Raw genomic sequence first — 17,900 nt, 5'->3', positions numbered from 1 at the left:
ACAACAACTTAGAAAATAGCCATGAAAATTCTGTTAATTACTGACTATGCTACCCCTACAGGAGGGGCTGAAATACTAACTATTGCACTTAGAGATGGATTGCGATCGCGCGGTCATGATGCCCGTCTATTTGCCAGTTCTGCCCGTCCTATGAATGCCCAAAGCCAAGCAGATTATCATTGTTTTGGCACTACATCTAGTTTTCGGACATTACTCCAAACAGCTAACTTTTGGGCTTTTGGAAAATTAAAACAAATTCTAGCAGAATTTCAACCTGATGTAGTTCACGTAACACTTTTTTTAACTCAACTTTCACCTTTAATACTACCTCTGCTCAAAAATATCCCAAGTCTTTACTATGCCGTTTGGTATCGGTCTATTTGTCCCACCGGGACTAAAATCCTACCTAACGGAACAGCTTGCCAAGTAAAAATGGGTATGCCTTGTTATCAGAATCATTGCTTGCCTTTATGGGATTGGTTGCCATTAATGATACAAATGAAATTATGGCAACGTTGGAGCAATGCCTTCAACTTATTTGTAGCCCCTAGTCAAGCCGTAAAACAACAATTAATGGGGGCAGGTATGAATTCCGTCGAAATAGTTTGGCATGGTACATCAATTCAACCCCAACGTCCTCCTCTGACATCACCGCCAACAGTCGTATTTGCCGGAAGACTAGTAAAAGAAAAGGGCGCACAGGTGTTATTAAAAGCTTTTGCTTTAGTAGTGAATCAAATACCAGAAGCAAAGTTATTGTTGCTGGGAGATGGAGCAGAAAGAGAATCTTTACAACAGCAAATCATTGACTTAAATCTTACTGCTAAAGTTGTTATGCCTGGATTAATGTCACGAGCGGAAATGGAAAAATTATGCTCTGTCGCTTGGGTACAGGTAGTTCCCTCTATTTGGCCAGAACCGTTTGGTACGGTGGTGATTGAAGCGATGATGAGAGGAACCGCAGTTATAGTCAGTGCATCTGGTGGTCTGCCTGAGATTGTTCAAAATAATGAAACAGGCTTAGTAGTATCACCTGGAAATGCTCAAGCCTTAGCTGCTGCCTTGTTGCGGATCTTAGAAAATCGGGAATTAGCAGAACAGATGGGGGCAAGAGGAAGAGAAGTAGCTCAAAGTCAGTATACTCAGGACATATATATAGACAGATTTCTAGAATTATATCAAAAGCAAAGCTGTGTTAAATTTTAAACTAGGTTTTTTTATATTTCTTAAGCAAATTGACATTAATTTTTCCGACTCTTGCTATCAATTGCATTATATACTAAATTTCTTGAGTTATATCTAACCATGTCTTGTCTACAGATGAAAATTACCATACCCTATGGATAAATGTGTCATTTTTATCTATAATTCTCCATTGTCAATTTTTAATAAGGTAATCAATGTTAAAATCTCTGACTACAGATCATATAGTTATCAGACAGCCTAATAAGTCCTTAACATTCGTTTTTATTAGCTCTTGCTATGAATACTGGGGTGGGAGTGAGGAACTATGGTCAGAATCAGCTAGACATTTAAAGAAACAAGGCTTCAGAGTCTATGCTTTTAAGAATCGTGTTAAAAACAATAACCGGATTCAAGAATTAAAAGCAGATGGAATCGAAGTTAAAAATATTCAAAACTTAGTTGTATTACTTCGTAAATTAAGCTTTTTTATAAAAATTCAATCTTTTTTAACAAAAATAAAATGGTTCAAATATAGAAATCACAATCGGCTATTAGAAAAGCTCCAACCATCTTTAGTCATAATTTCTCAGGGGGAAAATTATGATGGTGTAGAAATAGCTAAAGCTTGCTTAGAACTTAATTTACCTTATGTAATTATCAGTCAAAAAGCATCTGATGCTGTTTGGCCACATGGTAGGAAACGCCAAATTATGCAAGCTGTGTATCAAAAAGCTAAGACTTCCTTCTTTGTTTCCCAACACAATTTATCCTTAACAGAAGCTCAAATAGGCTATAGTTTGAGCAATGCTGAAGTTGTCAAAAATCCCTATCGGTCTAGAATTACGGAAGCTTTACCATATCCCCAGCCAGAAAATGATTGCTTTAAAATTGCTTGTGTTGCTCGGTTGTGGATTTTAGATAAAGGACAAGATATTTTATTAAGAGTTCTGGCTCAAGAAAAGTGGCAACATCGTCATTTATATATCTCTTTTTTCGGAGAGGGAGTTGATCGAGATGGACTGATAGATATGGCCAAACTTTTGGGATTGAAAAATGTTAGTTTCCCTGGGTTTGTCAACAATATTGTGGATATTTGGCATCATCATCACGCACTGATTATGCCTTCCCGTGCGGAAGGTTTACCCATAGCTTTAGTGGAAGCAATGATGTGTGGTAGGCTGGGCATCGTCACAGATGTCGGTGGGGTTTCTGAGGTTGTAGAGGATGATATGACTGGCTTTATAGCTACAGGGGCATCTTTTCAGGAAATTGACAAAGTGTTAGAACGAGCTTGGCAACGTCGCTATGAGTGGGAAAATATTGGCAAGGAAGCATCTAAATCCATTCGCAAGCTAATTCCACCCCATCCAGAACAGGTATTTGCAGATAAGTTGGTGCAATTATCTTCTTTGGAAGTTAATTCTGCACTTATAGGAGACAGAACATGAATTTTCGTCCTTCTGAGTCTGAAGAAAGCAGTAGTTATTTGTCTAGTTATGTGAAGATTAACAGTGCTAGGAGTCAGTTATTTTCAATCAGAGCATTTCTGATAGGTGCATGGCTGGATTTACGCTCATCATTAGGATTTGCTAAACGGCTGTTTTTGCAAAATATAGCCCAACGTTATCGTTATTCATCTCTGGGATTATTTTGGGCATTTGTGCCTTCAGCTTTAATAGGTATTTTACTGACATTGGGACAGCGCCAGGTCGAAACACCAACCTTCGGCGATCGCATTCCTGCATTAATTGGTGGGGCAGTTCCACCTCAAGTTTATGGTATATTTGGTCTAGTTATGGCACAAACGTTTCTGGAAGCATTAAATATTCAGCGCGTTTCTCTTAGCCAATACATTCACTTATTGGTCAGACAAAAAATTCCGGTAGAAGGATTAATGATAGCTGGTTTAGCAGAGTCTACCTTTGGTTTTTTGATGCGTCTTCCGGTGTTGATTGCTATTCTGTTAGTTTTTAATATCACTCCTGCTTTAACATTCCCTCTCGCTTTCTTGGGCATCGCCTCGATTATTAGTTTCGGATCAGGATTGGGTTTATTATTAGCTCCTTGGAATGCTTTAAGTAAGGATTTAGAAAATGTCATGCAATTTTTCCCTTGGTTTTTATTTCTTGTGACTCCTGTATTTGTGGTTATACAACCAGGGAATTGGCTTTATTATGTACAGCTATTTAATCCACTTACTTATATATTTGAAGGGACAAGATTTCTAGCTTATGGTTTGGGTACAATTAATATTTTATCTTTATTAATATTACTACCTGTAAGTGTAATATTACTTTTAGTAAGCTGGTTATTCTGTCGTTTATGCTTACCTTATACAATTGAGCGATCGCTGAATTAAATTATGACAAAAATATTATTGGAAACCCAGCATTTATCAAAACGATTTTGTCGTGATCCCAAGTTAGCATTACGTTATACAATCAAAGATATTTTTTGGGAATTTCGCCGCAAAGCAGAAGGAGAGAATCGTCTCCGTCCAGGGGAATTTTGGTCTGTTTATGATGTCAATTTACAACTGAGAGCAGGTGAAGTTCTAGGATTAATTGGACATAATGGCGCTGGCAAAAGCACATTAATTAATTTAATCACGGGAATTTTACGACCTACACTAGGTCAGGTTATATGGCATACTAATCACGTGGTAATGATGGATAACCAATCTGGATTAAATGCTGTGCAAACAGGGCGAGAAAACATCTACAATAAACTATCAATATATGGAGTCAGTGAACACCAAATTAAGCAAAATATCAATGAAGTTATTGACTATTCAGGCCTTCAAAGCTTTATTGATGCTCCTGTCGGTACATATAGTACAGGAATGCGGCTGAGATTAGCATTTTCTATTTATACACAATTACAACCAGATGTTTTTATTATAGATGAAGCTTTAGGGGGAGGAGATATTCGCTTTCAGCAGAAGTTTCAAGCTTATCTGAGAGACTATATTAAAAAAGGTGGCGCTATATTACTCGTTTCCCATGAAATGTTTCAAATTCAATCACTTTGTCACCGGGCTATGATTTTGAATCAGGGACAAGCACATAACACTGGTAAACCTGATGAAATAATTCACGCTTACAATGAATTGATGGAGATAAAAGAAAATCCTTCAAATCCAGTTTCACTAATGATTGAAACAGAGCAATCTTTAGAATCAACAAATGAAAATTTTCTGCCAGAGGAAAAATTTAGCTCTGTTGAAATTGAGCAAGTGGAAGTAATTTCTTTAGTTGGGGAAGAAATCACTCCAGGGAGTAAAGTTCAATTTCGGATAATTTGTAATTCTCAGATTGATAACTGTCCAATTTTAATCGGTTGTTCTTTGGGACAGGGGGAATTATTTCCAATGGCGATTATGTCTGGAAAGCATGGGGAAAACTATTATCAATTAAAAAGGGGACAAAATGAGTTTTGTTTCTTAGTTCATCAGCTACCACTCTTACCAGGAAAATATCAAATAAGAGTAGCAATTGTAGAAAAAAGCAGTTATGATATTATCGGCAGAAAAGGATATGAAGAAACTCCATATTCTTTTGAAGTTAAAGGATATAATGACACAGAGCTAAATTTTGCTAGGGCTTATAAGTGCTTATTTCATATACCTGTGGAATGGGATTAAAAACTTTAATTATTATTTTTAGGCAGTTGTCATGAAACATAAACTTCCCTCAATTTACTTTCTGCATATTCCTAAATCCGAATTATGATACGAAAAGTCGTAAAAAAAACTTTAACCTATTTAGGCTTTTTAAATAAATTTAAACAGCTTCGAGAGAAAAAATATAGCATTGATACACCAACAACTGAAGAGATAGCCAAGTATTATGACCGAGAAACAGATGCCTATTTAGGTAGTTATGGCCCGATAATACAGGCATCAAAACCTACCTCCGATAGTGAATTTATCATCTATCTTTCTCAGCAAATTGGCTTGAAAGCAGGTATGCGTTTGCTTGATGCGGGTTGCGGTATTGGTGGAGTGGCTGTTGCCTTGGCTCAAAAAAATGAAGTTACTATCGAAGGTATTACAATAAGCCCTGTACAAGCTGAAAAAGGTCGTAATTTTATTGCCGACAATAGTATAAGTGATAAAGTGAACATTACCCTTGGAGACTTTGCTGCAATTGATAAATTGTATCCAGCTAATAGTTTTGATGTGGTGTACTTTTTGGAATCATTCGGGTATGCAATGAATCAGAAAGATTTATTGGAATCAGCTATTCATGTTTTGAAACCTGGTGGTTTCATATATATAAAAGACTTTTTTATTACTGCTGTAACCAATCCTTACCACAAAAAAGTGCAGCTTGAATATACAGCTAGAGTGCGTAAAGAATACCTTTATAAAGTATTAGTTATTCATGAACTTATTAAAATGGCTCATAGTCTTGGTCTTTATATTGAGTTTGTTGTACCGATTGCTTTACGTGAAGACTTTTCTGCTCCTAGTGCCTTTGAGAGTCTTAACAATCATCATGGTGTGTATAGTGATTGTATTCGACTTCCTTTTCAGATATTTGAGGTACTTGAGGTTAAATTCCGCAAGCTATAGATTATTTTTCTAATTGATCGAAATACTTAGGAATCTCCCATCTTAGTAGACCATGAATATCTCTAAGCCACCACCATAAATGATTTGGATAAAGCAGCAGATGAATTGCTAAAAAGATTAGATTAAGTGGATTCTGCCAGGTTGCTAACACTAAAAAAGCTATCGGATAAAATAAGGTGTAGTATTCTTCTAGGATTATGCTATCTGAGGAAACAGGGGCAACAATGATACTATTAATTTGCCAAAACTGGTATCTTAACCATTGTGTCACCAGGTAAATTAGCAGAAAAATAACAAGTAAGTAGTTGGCACAAATAATCATCATGCCAGTGAAAGCTATAACTTCTAGTGGAAAAACAACCCACTTACCTAAGCCTTTTAAGGTTTCGATAGATGTTTGAACAGCAAAAGTATTAACTCCAGTTAAACGATCATTCTCTATATCTTTTATCTGATGCCAGAGAATTCCTCGTAACCCAGTCGCCAGTGACCAAATGCCTACTAGAATTATCCATTGTAATGGAATCTTTTGCTCTGACAGATGAGCTATCCAGACTACTGCAAATAAATTTGGCAGCAAATGCGCCCCAGTTGCATCAGCTAAAACCCCTAAAATGCCTCTTTCTTTTAAACGGATAGGCGGGATTGAGTAAGCCATGAAAATCAGCCAATTGCTGATATAAATAGCAAGAGCTAAAGGTAATTTAATTAAAACTCCTATTGCCAACATTCCTGGGAATAGACACAATATTATCGCTATGCTCTTGAAAGATTTTGAACGACCGACTAGACTATTAGATTTACCCGCTATTAAATCTTCATCTTGATCTGAGAGATCATTTAACAGATAAGCATAAATTGCGACTACTGTTAAAGATATCAAGAGAAATATGAGTGCATTCCATAGCAAAAAAACTGGAATATTGAGAATTGAGGCTGTAGCATAGGCTGTAGCTAGTACAGGTGATCCCTTAAATGCCCACCACTCATTAGCTCGGATAAGAGTAGCTAACTTTTGTAATTGAATAATGAATTTATTAAGAATTCCCAAAGTTTTCATAAATATACTCTGAAAAATATTGAATAAATTGAGTTTTATGCTTGAAAAGCATTTATTTTTCTACCTGTATCCTTACCGAAAAACTACCAATCTGTAGCATCAATTTAAAAATATATTATATGTTTTTCCATGAATAATCAACTCGTAGTTTTCTTAAAAAAGTTCACTCCTGCAACAATTATCTTTTATCTTTCCCTCATTTTGAGTTTCCTGTGTTTCTCATATTTGATCAGAGGGTTTTATTATTTAATAATAGATGAAATTGGTGCAGGAGATTTATATGGACGCTGGAAAGAACAACAATATATATATCGAGGTTTATATCCTTATGATATTACCAAAGGTTCGCTTTTTATAGATCCCCAACTAGGTGCTGTAACATCTGGGGGATATCCACCTTGGGCTTTTTTCACAGGGTTCATATTTTTCCCACCCATTTCTTGGGAATTAACGCGCTGGTATCATGCTTTATTGAATACTATATCCTTAGTTATATTAGCTATTTTTGCTTATCAAATCGGCAAACCTTATGGTAAATTAAAAAGCTGGTTTACAGTAGTTGCTTGTTTATCAATTAGCAGTCATTCTACTACTCTAAGTCTTGGTCAATATGGCATTATTATTAATGCTCTATTAATTGGGATGTTTTGGCTATTGAATAAAAATCATAATTTATCAGCAGGTTTGTTTTTAGGACTAGCTTTAGTTAAACCTAGTATTTCGGCACTGTATTTTTTCATTGTAATTATTCGTAAGAATTTTGATGCAGCCTTGGCTTGCTGTCTTTATATTGTTATTACTAGTTATATCATTGGAATCGTTACCCAAGTTTCTCCTGTTTATATGATTGAGAACATGGTTAAAATTTCTCAATATTATGTTAGTAAAGGATATTCGGCAATTAATGTTTTCACCAATTTTGGTATTAACCCACTTATAGCAACAATATTATTAGCTGTACTTGCTACTGCTATTATTTTAGGCATATTTTATTTATTTAAGGATAATTCTTTACTGTTTTTCTTTGCTATTGCTGCTGTTATGGGTAGATTATGTACTTATCATTTAATTTATGATAATGTGATGTTAGTTTTTCTATTATTAGCAATAGTTAATTTAGCTTTTTATAAGCCAAATAAATCAAATATTTTGATGTTAATTTTGATTTTATTGAGTTTATTACTTCCTGGTAAAGCTATGGATTTACCATTTGCCAAAATCCTGCAAAGTATAATTTGGATTGCTGCTTTCTTTTACCTTTTAATTAACCAAAAACAATTTCATAAAGCTAAAGGTATTTGATACTCTCCTTATCTGAAATTGGGTGGGTGTTCGGAAAGGTTCATATTTGTACAAAGAATAAATATATTCAATTAATTTCATGTCAAGTGGTTGGGTTTCCTTTGGTTAGCCCTTTCAAGGTGGTGAAATTTGGAACGAAGATTGGTTTTTTCAACCTTCAAAAACCCAAAATATGGGCGGAGGATTTAAGATGATCTCAGGGAAATGGCGTATTTCCGTTAGTCACCTTGAAAGGGCTAGGTTTCTTTTGGTCAACCTAACCTACAAGCGATTCCTAGGTCGCGCTTCACTATCGCACTATCACACTCTTTACCTCCCAAGAGCGTTATCTCCTTAATCGTTGCAACAATTCCTGTATTGATAGCACAGGTATAGAAGAACTCAAAAAACCTTTAGCATCGCGTGTCAGAATAGCGTCTAATCCTTGCTCGACCGCACAAAAAATTTGCACGGCATCTTCAAAATCAGCCAAACCAGATTTGAACGCTGATTCTAAAACGGCTCGGTTAACGGGACAAATAACCATAACAGTCAAAGTTTCTGATACTGCTTGCCGTGCTTGCTCAATGCTGAGAGTATGTTTGCGAGAAATATAGAAAATATCTGTTAGTGTTGTTGCTGTCACATAGCCAACAACTTGACCACTATCGATCGCTTGAAACAGCAGTTCTGCATCTTGGGAAAATGGCTCTCGTTGCAACAGAAAATCTAGGACAATATTGGTATCAACTAAAACTCTCACTAAAGATACTTCTCCACTCGCCGCTCTTCTAACATTGCAGCTACCTTCTCATCAGTTGGTGCAGGTTGGTCTGTTTTCAATAAGCCCCGCATCCGTTGAATTGCCCCAGAGCGGTCAACCTCGAAAGTTGGCTGATTTTGCAATGACTCAATTATGGCACTGACTAAGGCAAGGCGATCGCTAGATGGTAGTTTAAATATCTGTTCTTTAAGTTCTTGTAACAACATAGATAGCTCCTATGGTTGAATGGTTGTCTAATATATGTTGTCTGTTCAGTATATTATAAGCGATCGCACTTAAACCCAATAGGTGATCGCACTTTATCAAATTCTCACGCTGCTTTCGCTAGTGGCATGAATATTTCAACGGCTTCAAACGGTACAGATATTTTGTCTTCTTCTGTCCGTTCAATTAATCCGAGTTCTTCCAGGCGATTTACGTCTGTGTGTACGTTTGAATAGTTTCTTTCGGCTGTTTTTGCCAGCGCGTAAATACTGCATGGCTCTATTTTGCTTAAAGTATCAAGCAAATCAAGTCGAGCAGGCGTTAGCTCGCTAAAAAGTGATTTTGCAGATTCAAATGAAATTCTAAAATTTACTGGCTTTCCAATTTCGGAGTCTTTAATTTGTTGACGAGCGGCTCGGATTGCGGAACCACCTTTGGATACTTCAATAATTGCTTTCATGATTCACTCCAGGTTTCAATGTCTTTTTCAAAATCGTCAAGCAATTTATCAATGCTTATGAATTTGTAATCTATTTCGTGTGAATTTATATGCTTATGATCTCCTTTTCCGCGTTCGTTGTCATATCGAATTCTACATTTTCCATTCTGCCCGTAAAATAATCTGTATTTGTATTTATGTGTGCTTGGTGGTATTGGTTCTGGTAATTCCCATATAACAACCTCGACGATTGATCCGTCGTCATGAACTTCTTTTGCTTTGGCGATTAGAGTGGCCTTCATATATTGCATTGTAGCAATATATTTAACTTCTGTCGAGTAGCAATATTATGATCCGAACGGCACAGTTGAGCGATTCCTACGGAGCGCTTCGCTATCGCACTTTATCAATCTAACCTACGAGCGATCGCACTGATGTGATTTTGACTTTCTCTTGAGAAGTTACTCGGAAAAAATCGCTTCTGTTCAATTAAAAATAAGGTGCGTTACATTTCATTAACGCACCCTTGTATATTAGAAGAAGTAGTAGATCGGCGATCGCAATTAGTCAAGGTGTAAATGGCGCACTAAAATATCACAATATGTTTCGCTCTCATGCTTTATTATACAACGGTCGGATATATGACTTTACTGAATCCATTTTGAATAATTTTCCAGTTACCACCCTCTTCTCCACGAATTAATGGAGTATTTTCATGGTTATGATATACAACTCTTATCCAGAGTTCTTCAAGCTGAGGCTCACCTTGTTTTGAAAATTTCAAATAAACCTGAACACGAGAAGCTGAAGCGGCTTCATCCTCAACAGCTTTTATTTCATATGACAACAAATTAATATGACCAAAGTCTTGTTTTACTTGACCTGCTTTCTTCCCCAAAGGGGTACTTACAAAATCTACTAAGACTTCTGCCATCTTGCCGTATCTTTTATTGATCCAGTTTTCGATAAACTCAATAACTACCTTTTCTGGGCTGTCTTCTGGTAAATGCATTGATAAACTGGAACATGGCAAATGATCAAGCTGTTCTAGCGTTCGTGGCTGCCATTGTTCAAGAAGTTGCTTTGTTCTTGCATTCTCGGTAAGTTGTTTCAGTAATTCAGATAATGTAACCTGCTCTTTAGGTTTCGGGTATTTTTTGCCATTTGCAATTGAACCTGCCCAATCTCTAACAGCAAAGAGTGTAGACCAGCACTTAGCAGCAACTATCTTGTTATCGAAGGCGAGTTCCCGTCCATGAAGAATGCCATGCCGAAATGGAATTGTTATCTCTTCTTCATTGGTCTTCTTTCTGCCTTTTCCCAAAAGTTTTGCTAGAGATTGAAGACCAGTTTCATGAGCGGCAATGGAATCCCAAGCTGTCACGTCAGTATTTTCAGCAAACAAACCAACATGGTTAGAAACATCATTGACCAAACCATCTGTAAGACTAATAAGTAGGGGTATACAGGCGTGATATCTCTCAGCAAGATAGTCCTCTTTAGCCAGTTCAATTAGTCGTAGACGTTTTCGGAAATCCGGATGACCACTAAAGCGGAGTATTCCCCATTTCAATGTTTCTTCATTGTAATGATTTGCAAGGAATTTTTCGGCATCCGCAACCCCTGCTGTCTCAGAAATTTCGATTGCCTGCTTCATTGCATTGAGGTTAAGAGACTCATAAGCAATCCAACCTAATGACGAGAAAGTTTCATTGAACCGATCCGGCAAGAGGATCACTTCTAGTTGAAGCTTGATCTCAGAAAAATTGGAAAATATTTCACTAAGTTTTGGACATAGACGACTTGCCCACGGAACGAGCCTATACAAGCTTTCTAAGCTTTCCATAGCACGAATCTGATTCAGCAATTCCTTAATTGAATGATTATCAACAATTTTCAATTCACTTTCCTAAACTCGACTTCTTCAAAAGTAGCTCAATGCTGATAATGGTGTAATTGAGCGGCAAGCGATAACTTTGGTCAATGCTTGCGCGATTCCTACGGAGTGCTTCACGATTATATATCTTAAGCAATTCTGCGGACTGGTTCAATGATCAGATGATTTCAATTTAATACCCAAAACTTGAGTATACGCGCTTCTAGCTTGAGTTACGCCGATTGTGCGCTGTGCTGACTCTATCATCGGGCGACGCAAGCTCACTACTATAAACCATGCCTGTTAGCTCATGATTTTAGTGCAAGATGTGAGCTTTGGTCACGTCTATGTTAAGCTAGGTGCTTATAATAAGTTTAAATGCACAAATTGTGGACATTTTATTCTTAGAGATAGAAACGGCACACTACATCTGAGCATATCCACATATATTCAAGTTTCACGTATCTGAAGATAATTCTTAAATCACAATATCTTCAATCAGCGACGCTAAGGCAAGGAGCTAATCAATCATGTATCAAATAGATCCACCATTATCTCCTCAAGAAGTATTGCCAACTATGTATGATTTACCTAGTGAAAATCAGGAGGAACCAGGATTGCCAGATGAATTTCACCTATTACAACCAGAATTACTACGCAGTACCTTTCGTCCGCCCACCTATACTGAAGATAATGTATTTATAGGTAGTGATTTAAACTTATATTATGATTCCCGTCATACCCAATGGTATAAACGCCCAGATTGGTTTGCAGTATTGGGGGTATCTCGATTTTATCAAGAAACAGAACTCCGATTAAGTTACGTTACTTGGCAGGAGGGGGTAAATCCTTTTGTTGCTATAGAATTAATATCACCAGGTACAGAAGCGGAAGATTTAGGCAGAAGTTTAAGGGAAGTTAATCAACCTCCTAATAAATGGTCTGTTTATGAACAAATCCTGAGAATCCCTTATTATTTTGTTTATAACCGTTATACAGATGAGTTTAATTGTTTTGGGTTGGTAATGAGTCGTTATCAACTTTTGCCAATAAATGGACTAGGAGTATGGTTAGAAGAAGCAGAATTGGGTTTAGGATTATGGCATGGAGAATATCAAGGATTAACCAGATTGTGGCTACGTTGGTATGATCGAGATAATAACTGGTTGCCTACACCAGTAGAACAGGAAAAACAACGTGCAGATTTAGCAGAAGCAAAATTAGCTAAATTAAGACAGTTACTAGCAGAACAAGGGGTTAATTTATAGCATTTTCAGCCATATCATTTGTCACTTAACTTAATCCCCAAAACTTGAGTATATGCGCCTCTAGCTTGAGTTACACCGATTGTGCGTTGGGCTGATTCTATCATCGGACGGCGCAAACTCACAACAATGAATTGGGCTTGTTCTGCTTGTTGTTTAATCATTTTGGCTAATCGTTCGACGTTGGCACCATCTAAAAACATATCTACTTCATCAAAGGCGTAAAATGGAGATGGACGATAGCGTTGTAGGGAAAAGATAAAACTTAATGCTGTTAAAGATTTTTCACCCCCTGACATAGAAGCCAATCTTTGTACAGGTTTACCTTTGGGGTGTGCGACTAGGTTTAAACCACTGTTAAAGGGATCTTCAGTATTATCAAGTTGTAGATAGCCGTCACCGTCGGAAAGGGTAGCAAAAATAGTTTGGAAGTTTTCGTTTACTGCGTCGAAGGCTTCTTTGAAGGCGATTTGGCGTAAGGTGGTAAAGTTTTCGATTCGCAAAAGTAATTCTGTGCGTTCTGCTTCTAATGTTTGCAGTTTATCTGTAAGTTCTTGGAGACGACTTTGGACTTTTTCATGGTCTTCTAACGCTAACATATTCACAGGTTCCATTGCCTGTAAGCGTTTGGATAGACTTCGCAATTCTTTTTGCAGTTCTTCTAAATCGACTTGATTAGGAACTTCTGGGAGGGGACTTGGTAATTCTGCACCTAATTCTCGCAATTGGGTTTGCAGTGCTGTTAATTCTTCCCGGCGTTTTTCTTGGGTTTCTTGGAGTTTTTCAATTTCCCATTGTAGTTGTTGTTGACGCAATAAGAGCGATCGCACTTCGGTTTCTGTAATATCCCTTTTCTTTTTCTCTTCTCCTAAATTTGACTCCATTTGCTTCAAACTAACTTGAATTTCAGTAATTTGGTTATTCAGTTCTACTAGTTGACTGTTGACTGTTGACTGTTGACTGTTGACTGTTGACTGTTCCTGTTGATATTCGCTGATTCGTTGTTCTGCTTCTTGGATTTTTTCTTGTAACCGCTGTTGTTGATTTTCGAGATTTTTTAATTGTTGTTGTGAATCCCTTAAAGCAGTTTCTTTTTGTTGCAATTGTTGCTCTTGGGTTTTAATGATTACTTGGATCTGTTGCCATTCGCTAGGGGTTTGGGAAGATTCCAACTCAGATAAAGTATGTCTTAATTCTTGCAGTTGCGATTCTTGTCCTGGTAATTCCCGATCTAAAACTTGCAAACGAGATTGTGCAGTGGTGAATTTTTCGGTATTTTGGGAAAGTTGAGTGCGTGTGGCTTCTAATTGCCCTGTTAAACCCTTGACATCTTTTTGCAACTGTTCCAACTTTAGCTGCTGTTCTCGTCTTCCTTGACGTGTTTCCGTGAGTTCTAGGGTGAGAGTTTTAGTCCGACTGGCTAAATTAGCGATCGCTTCTGCACAACGTTCTAAAACACGCTCAATATCTACCAATCGAGTTCTTAAATTTACTACTTCTTCAGATTCAGAAGGTTCTCCCGTACCAAAACGCAAAGCTGAACGCTGGGTATTACTCCCCCCAGTCATTGCCCCGCTAGTTTCTAACAATTCCCCTTGTAAAGTGACGATACGATATAGACCTAATTGCTTTCGGGCTTGTGCAAGACTGGCAAAAACCACAGTATTCCCAAAAACATAGTTAAAAACATCTCGATAACGGCGATCGCACTCCACCAAATCAGCCGCATAATTAACAAAGCCATCAGCATAACGCAAAGTTGCATCTTGAATAGCTTTCGATGTTTTAATTTTATTCAAAGGTAAAAAAGTTGCTCTACCGGCGCGTTTTTGTTTGAGGAGTTCAATACCAGCAGAAGCGATGCTGTCATCTTCCACCACAATATGTCCCAAACGTCCACCAGCAGAGATTTCTAACGCCAACTGATAACGAGGTTCTACCGTTCCCAACTGCACAACCAAACCACATAAACCAGGCATTCCTGACTGTAAAATTACCTTGCTCGCCTGTGTTCCTTGTACCTCTTGTTGTGCTTGGGTTTGTGCTTCCAACTTATCTAACTGACGTTGTTTTTCCCGCTGTTCTTGCAAAAGACGCTTTTGAGTTTCTTGTTGAATTTGTAACTCTTGTTCAGTCGCAGCTAGGTTTTCAGCTAATTTTTGAATAGGTTCACTAGAACGATTAAATTCTGTTTCAACTTGCGTACATTCAGCTTGTTTTTGAGCCAATTCAGGTTCTAAAGTCGCAATTAGCTGGGATTGTTCCTCAATAAGTTGCTGTAGCTGAGTATTGCGTTCTTGAAGTTGTGCTTGTTCAGTGCGTTGGGGTTCAAGAGTTTGCAACAAAGTCTCAATTTGCCGATTTAAAGCCGTTTGTTGTTGTACCCAAGCTTCCGAAGCCGAGGCAATTTCCGCAGCTGCTTGACGAGAAAAATCTAACGCTTGTTGTGCGTCATTTCGTTCTTGTTGTAAATTCGTTACCTGCAAGGTTTCAACATTTTGTTGTTGTACAGCTTGAGTGAGAGACAACTGATATTGCTGAATTTCTTGCTGAGTTTGAATTAAACGCCTTGCAGATTCTTGTAAAGCTGTTTCTAAATCCCGTTGTTGACGTTGGAGTTGTTTACGTTCAGCCTCTTGAGTAGCGAGGTGAGACTGCACAGATAAAAGTTCATCTTCTCCCAAAGCTTTAACGCGGATATTGAGTTCATCAAGTTCAGCCGTTTTTTGAATAATTTCCGAGTTAGTCGTTGTTAATTGGGTCGTGAAATCGGTAAAATTGCGATCGCCTGTTTGAATTTGCGCCGTTAACTTTTCTTGCTGTGCTTGCAGAGAACGCCAAGATAGAACCGCCTCCCAAGACTGCTTCTGTACAAACTCTATTTTCAGTTTTTGATATCTTTCTGCCTTAGCTTTATCTTGAGCCAAGCGATCGCGTTGTACAGTTAATTCAGTCTCAATAATCCGACAACTATCTTCCTTTTCCTTCACCTCATCCAAAGTTGACCTAGCTTGGATAATCTTCCTGTCATACGCAGCCACCCCAGCCAACTCATCAATAATTTCCCGACGTTCCCGTGCATTCATCGAGATAATGCTAGTCACATCACCTTGCAACACCACATTATATCCCTCAGGATAAACCCGCAAATCCTGTAATTGCTCATGCAACTCCGTCAGAGTACAACCAACACCATTTATATAATAATTCGACGTATAAGTACCTTGAGGAGTCACTCGCAACCGTCGAGTAACACTCCATTCATTCGATTTTGGATTTTGGATTTTGGATTTTGGATTTTCTTCACCAACTTCCTCATCTCCGCTGCCCGCTGCCCCCTGCCCCTCTGCCTCCTCACTCTGCGCGACGGACACTTTGCTCAAGTCGGGAGACCCGCCCACGCAAGTGTCCTCCTCTGCGCCTCTGCGTGAGACATCATCCCCCAAATCAAAAGTCACCGTCACACTAGCTTCCAGCGACGAACGTCCTTTATGCTTTTGAGCATTATTTACCAAATCCGGCAAACGTTCAGCCCGCATTCCCTTAGAACTAGCAAGCCCCAAACAAAACAGCAAAGCATCGAGAATATTTGATTTACCCGAACCATTAGGCCCAGATATGACAGTACACCCCGGCAGCAAAGGGACAGAAGTAGTACCGCCGAAGGATTTAAAATTGGTAAGTTCAACGCGCTTGACGTACACCATAGAGGCGCTGCCCAACTTGTAACTAGGCTAAAAGAACAAGTGTATCAATTATTTGCAGATTCGCAACTCTTGAAAAGAGAGAATTTTGATTTCATAGTATCCTATAATTATAAATTATGTATTCAAACTGTATATTTTATGGCTATTATTTTACTTGTAATTAAGTATTATTATATAAGATATAAGTTTTGGATAATTACTTGATAATAAACTTATTCTAGCTAATCTGCTAGTTATTTTCCCAATTACCGATTACCAATTACCGATTACCAGCCTCAACAGATTATGAAACAATATTACCAAGATTTTGTAATTCGTAATTGGGAACCCAAAGACCGCACAAAAGCCGCAGAGGTTATTCGTTTTGTACTATCAGAATATGGTTTAGGTTGGGAACCTAACGGTGCGGATAGAGATGTATTGCAAATAGAAGAATGTTATTTAGCTACCGGAGGCGAATTTTGGGTAATTGAACACCAAAATAAAATAGTAGGTACAGGGGCATATTATCCTATTAAACGGGGTGAAAAAGCCGTAGAAATCCGCAAAATGTATCTTTTACCTAATGTACGCGGTTTAGGTTTAGGGAAACATTTGTTACAAGCGATAGAAACAGCGATCATATCTCGTGGATTTCAGCAAATTTGGATAGAAACCGCCAGTTTCTTAACAGAAGCCGTCATTCTGTATGAAACTAATGGTTACATCCCCACCACAGGAGTAGAAACACAAAGGTGCGATCGCATTTATGTTAAATACCTCCAACAAAGAACATAGAGACGTTGTCTGCAACAGTTCTGGAAGATGCATATTTGTCTATTAAATACTTCTTTGACTAATGACCATTTTTAAAGGCCTACTAAATCTCTTTCTGCAAGCCCATTGCCCCTTATGTCAACGCAGCACAAAAGTGGAAATATGTCAATATTGTACCAAACAACTGCAAAGCTGCCATCTCAAAAATCCTCACTATTTATGGCAACAACCATTACCAGTATTTAGCTTGGGTAGTTATGGAGGTGCTTTAAAAAGAGCGATCGCAGCCATGAAATATGACAACCAACCCCAAATTGCCCGACTTTTAGGTAATTATTTAGGCGAAGCATGGTTATTGCATACCCCATTAGCAAATCAAAAGCCTGTAATTGTACCCATACCACTCCACGCCAAAAGATTCAAAGAAAGAGGTTATAACCAAGCTGCACTAATAGCCCAAGGGTTCTGTCAAACAACAGGTTTAAAGTTACAATTAAATGGGCTAGAAAGAATCAAAGATACTAAAGCACAATTTGCAGTATCCGGTTTCGAGCGAGAAAACAACCTTGCAGATGCTTTTTCAATAGGATCAGATTTTCGTCGTCACCCAAATGCACCAGTGCTGCTAGTAGATGATATTTATACAACAGGTGCAACTGCCAAATCTGCTGTATCTGCGCTCAATCAAAATGGCATATCTGTCCTGGGGTTAGCTGCTGTTGCCATTACCACCAAAGATAGATCAACCTAGAGTTGATGGGCAAATC

Annotated in this window: 16 protein-coding genes; 9 read left to right on the top strand and 7 right to left on the bottom strand. The window is 37.9% G+C overall.

The features are described 5' to 3' along the window. Positions 1-21: 21 nt before the first annotated feature. From AC012T_RS23365 to AC012T_RS23345, 5 genes are all read left to right on the top strand, one after another. Positions 22-1,206, top strand: coding sequence for a glycosyltransferase family 4 protein (locus tag AC012T_RS23365; RefSeq protein WP_487061212.1), 1,185 nt, complete (start codon positions 22-24; stop codon positions 1,204-1,206). A gap of 194 nt (positions 1,207-1,400) precedes the next feature. Next, the gene (locus AC012T_RS23360) at positions 1,401-2,633 is read left to right on the top strand and encodes a glycosyltransferase (protein ID WP_487061210.1); all 1,233 of its coding nucleotides are present in this window, start codon (positions 1,401-1,403) and stop codon (positions 2,631-2,633) included. Next, positions 2,630-3,544 carry an ABC transporter permease gene (locus tag AC012T_RS23355; RefSeq protein ID WP_487061208.1) on the top strand — a complete coding sequence of 305 codons (915 nt, stop codon included), beginning with the start codon at positions 2,630-2,632 and terminating at the stop codon, positions 3,542-3,544. Before AC012T_RS23360 ends, AC012T_RS23355 begins: the two co-directional genes overlap by 4 nt. Before the next feature lie 3 nt (positions 3,545-3,547). Then, complete coding sequence (locus AC012T_RS23350) at positions 3,548-4,828, top strand: ABC transporter ATP-binding protein (RefSeq protein ID WP_487061206.1); 1,281 nt, start codon at positions 3,548-3,550, stop codon at positions 4,826-4,828. Between the two features lie 84 nt (positions 4,829-4,912). Next, positions 4,913-5,761 (top strand): SAM-dependent methyltransferase, encoded by an 849-nt coding sequence (locus AC012T_RS23345; RefSeq protein ID WP_487061204.1) that lies wholly within the window; start codon positions 4,913-4,915, stop codon positions 5,759-5,761. A gap of 1 nt (position 5,762) precedes the next feature. On the opposite strand, the gene AC012T_RS23340 is transcribed toward AC012T_RS23345, so the two are convergent. After that, positions 5,763-6,821, bottom strand: coding sequence for a UbiA family prenyltransferase (locus tag AC012T_RS23340; RefSeq protein ID WP_487061202.1), 1,059 nt, complete (start codon positions 6,819-6,821; stop codon positions 5,763-5,765). Between the two features lie 129 nt (positions 6,822-6,950). On the opposite strand from AC012T_RS23340, the gene AC012T_RS23335 reads away from it, so the two are divergent. Beyond that, positions 6,951-8,123, top strand: a complete 1,173-nt coding sequence (locus AC012T_RS23335) for a glycosyltransferase family 87 protein (protein ID WP_487061200.1) — start codon at positions 6,951-6,953, stop codon at positions 8,121-8,123. Between the two features lie 325 nt (positions 8,124-8,448). On the opposite strand, the gene AC012T_RS23330 is transcribed toward AC012T_RS23335, so the two are convergent. The 5 genes from AC012T_RS23330 to AC012T_RS23310 form a co-directional block, all read right to left on the bottom strand. Next, positions 8,449-8,865 (bottom strand): type II toxin-antitoxin system VapC family toxin, encoded by a 417-nt coding sequence (locus AC012T_RS23330; RefSeq protein WP_127053724.1) that lies wholly within the window; start codon positions 8,863-8,865, stop codon positions 8,449-8,451. Next, positions 8,865-9,092 (bottom strand): hypothetical protein, encoded by a 228-nt coding sequence (locus AC012T_RS23325; RefSeq protein ID WP_487061198.1) that lies wholly within the window; start codon positions 9,090-9,092, stop codon positions 8,865-8,867. The genes AC012T_RS23330 and AC012T_RS23325 overlap by 1 nt, the downstream gene beginning before the upstream one ends. Positions 9,093-9,196: 104 nt before the next feature. Continuing rightward, complete coding sequence (locus tag AC012T_RS23320) at positions 9,197-9,550, bottom strand: HVO_A0114 family putative DNA-binding protein (protein ID WP_487061196.1); 354 nt, start codon at positions 9,548-9,550, stop codon at positions 9,197-9,199. Beyond that, the gene (locus tag AC012T_RS23315) at positions 9,547-9,831 is read right to left on the bottom strand and encodes a toxin-antitoxin system TumE family protein (RefSeq protein WP_487061194.1); all 285 of its coding nucleotides are present in this window, start codon (positions 9,829-9,831) and stop codon (positions 9,547-9,549) included. Before AC012T_RS23315 ends, AC012T_RS23320 begins: the two co-directional genes overlap by 4 nt. A gap of 320 nt (positions 9,832-10,151) precedes the next feature. Beyond that, positions 10,152-11,429 (bottom strand): hypothetical protein, encoded by a 1,278-nt coding sequence (locus tag AC012T_RS23310; protein ID WP_487061192.1) that lies wholly within the window; start codon positions 11,427-11,429, stop codon positions 10,152-10,154. A gap of 506 nt (positions 11,430-11,935) precedes the next feature. On the opposite strand from AC012T_RS23310, the gene AC012T_RS23305 reads away from it, so the two are divergent. Next, positions 11,936-12,673, top strand: coding sequence for a Uma2 family endonuclease (locus AC012T_RS23305; protein WP_487061190.1), 738 nt, complete (start codon positions 11,936-11,938; stop codon positions 12,671-12,673). 14 nt (positions 12,674-12,687) lie between these two features. On the opposite strand, the gene smc is transcribed toward AC012T_RS23305, so the two are convergent. After that, positions 12,688-16,377, bottom strand: coding sequence for a chromosome segregation protein SMC (gene smc / locus AC012T_RS23300; RefSeq protein ID WP_487061188.1), 3,690 nt, complete (start codon positions 16,375-16,377; stop codon positions 12,688-12,690). A gap of 285 nt (positions 16,378-16,662) precedes the next feature. On the opposite strand from smc, the gene AC012T_RS23295 reads away from it, so the two are divergent. Further along, the gene (locus tag AC012T_RS23295) at positions 16,663-17,154 is read left to right on the top strand and encodes a GNAT family N-acetyltransferase (RefSeq protein ID WP_487061186.1); all 492 of its coding nucleotides are present in this window, start codon (positions 16,663-16,665) and stop codon (positions 17,152-17,154) included. Positions 17,155-17,215: 61 nt separating this feature from the next. Beyond that, complete coding sequence (locus AC012T_RS23290; RefSeq protein ID WP_487061184.1) at positions 17,216-17,884, top strand: ComF family protein; 669 nt, start codon at positions 17,216-17,218, stop codon at positions 17,882-17,884. Positions 17,885-17,900: the final 16 nt, after the last annotated feature.

Source organism: Anabaena sp. EIM26 (genome assembly GCF_057568715.1).
This window is presented reverse-complemented; position numbering and strand designations above follow the sequence as displayed.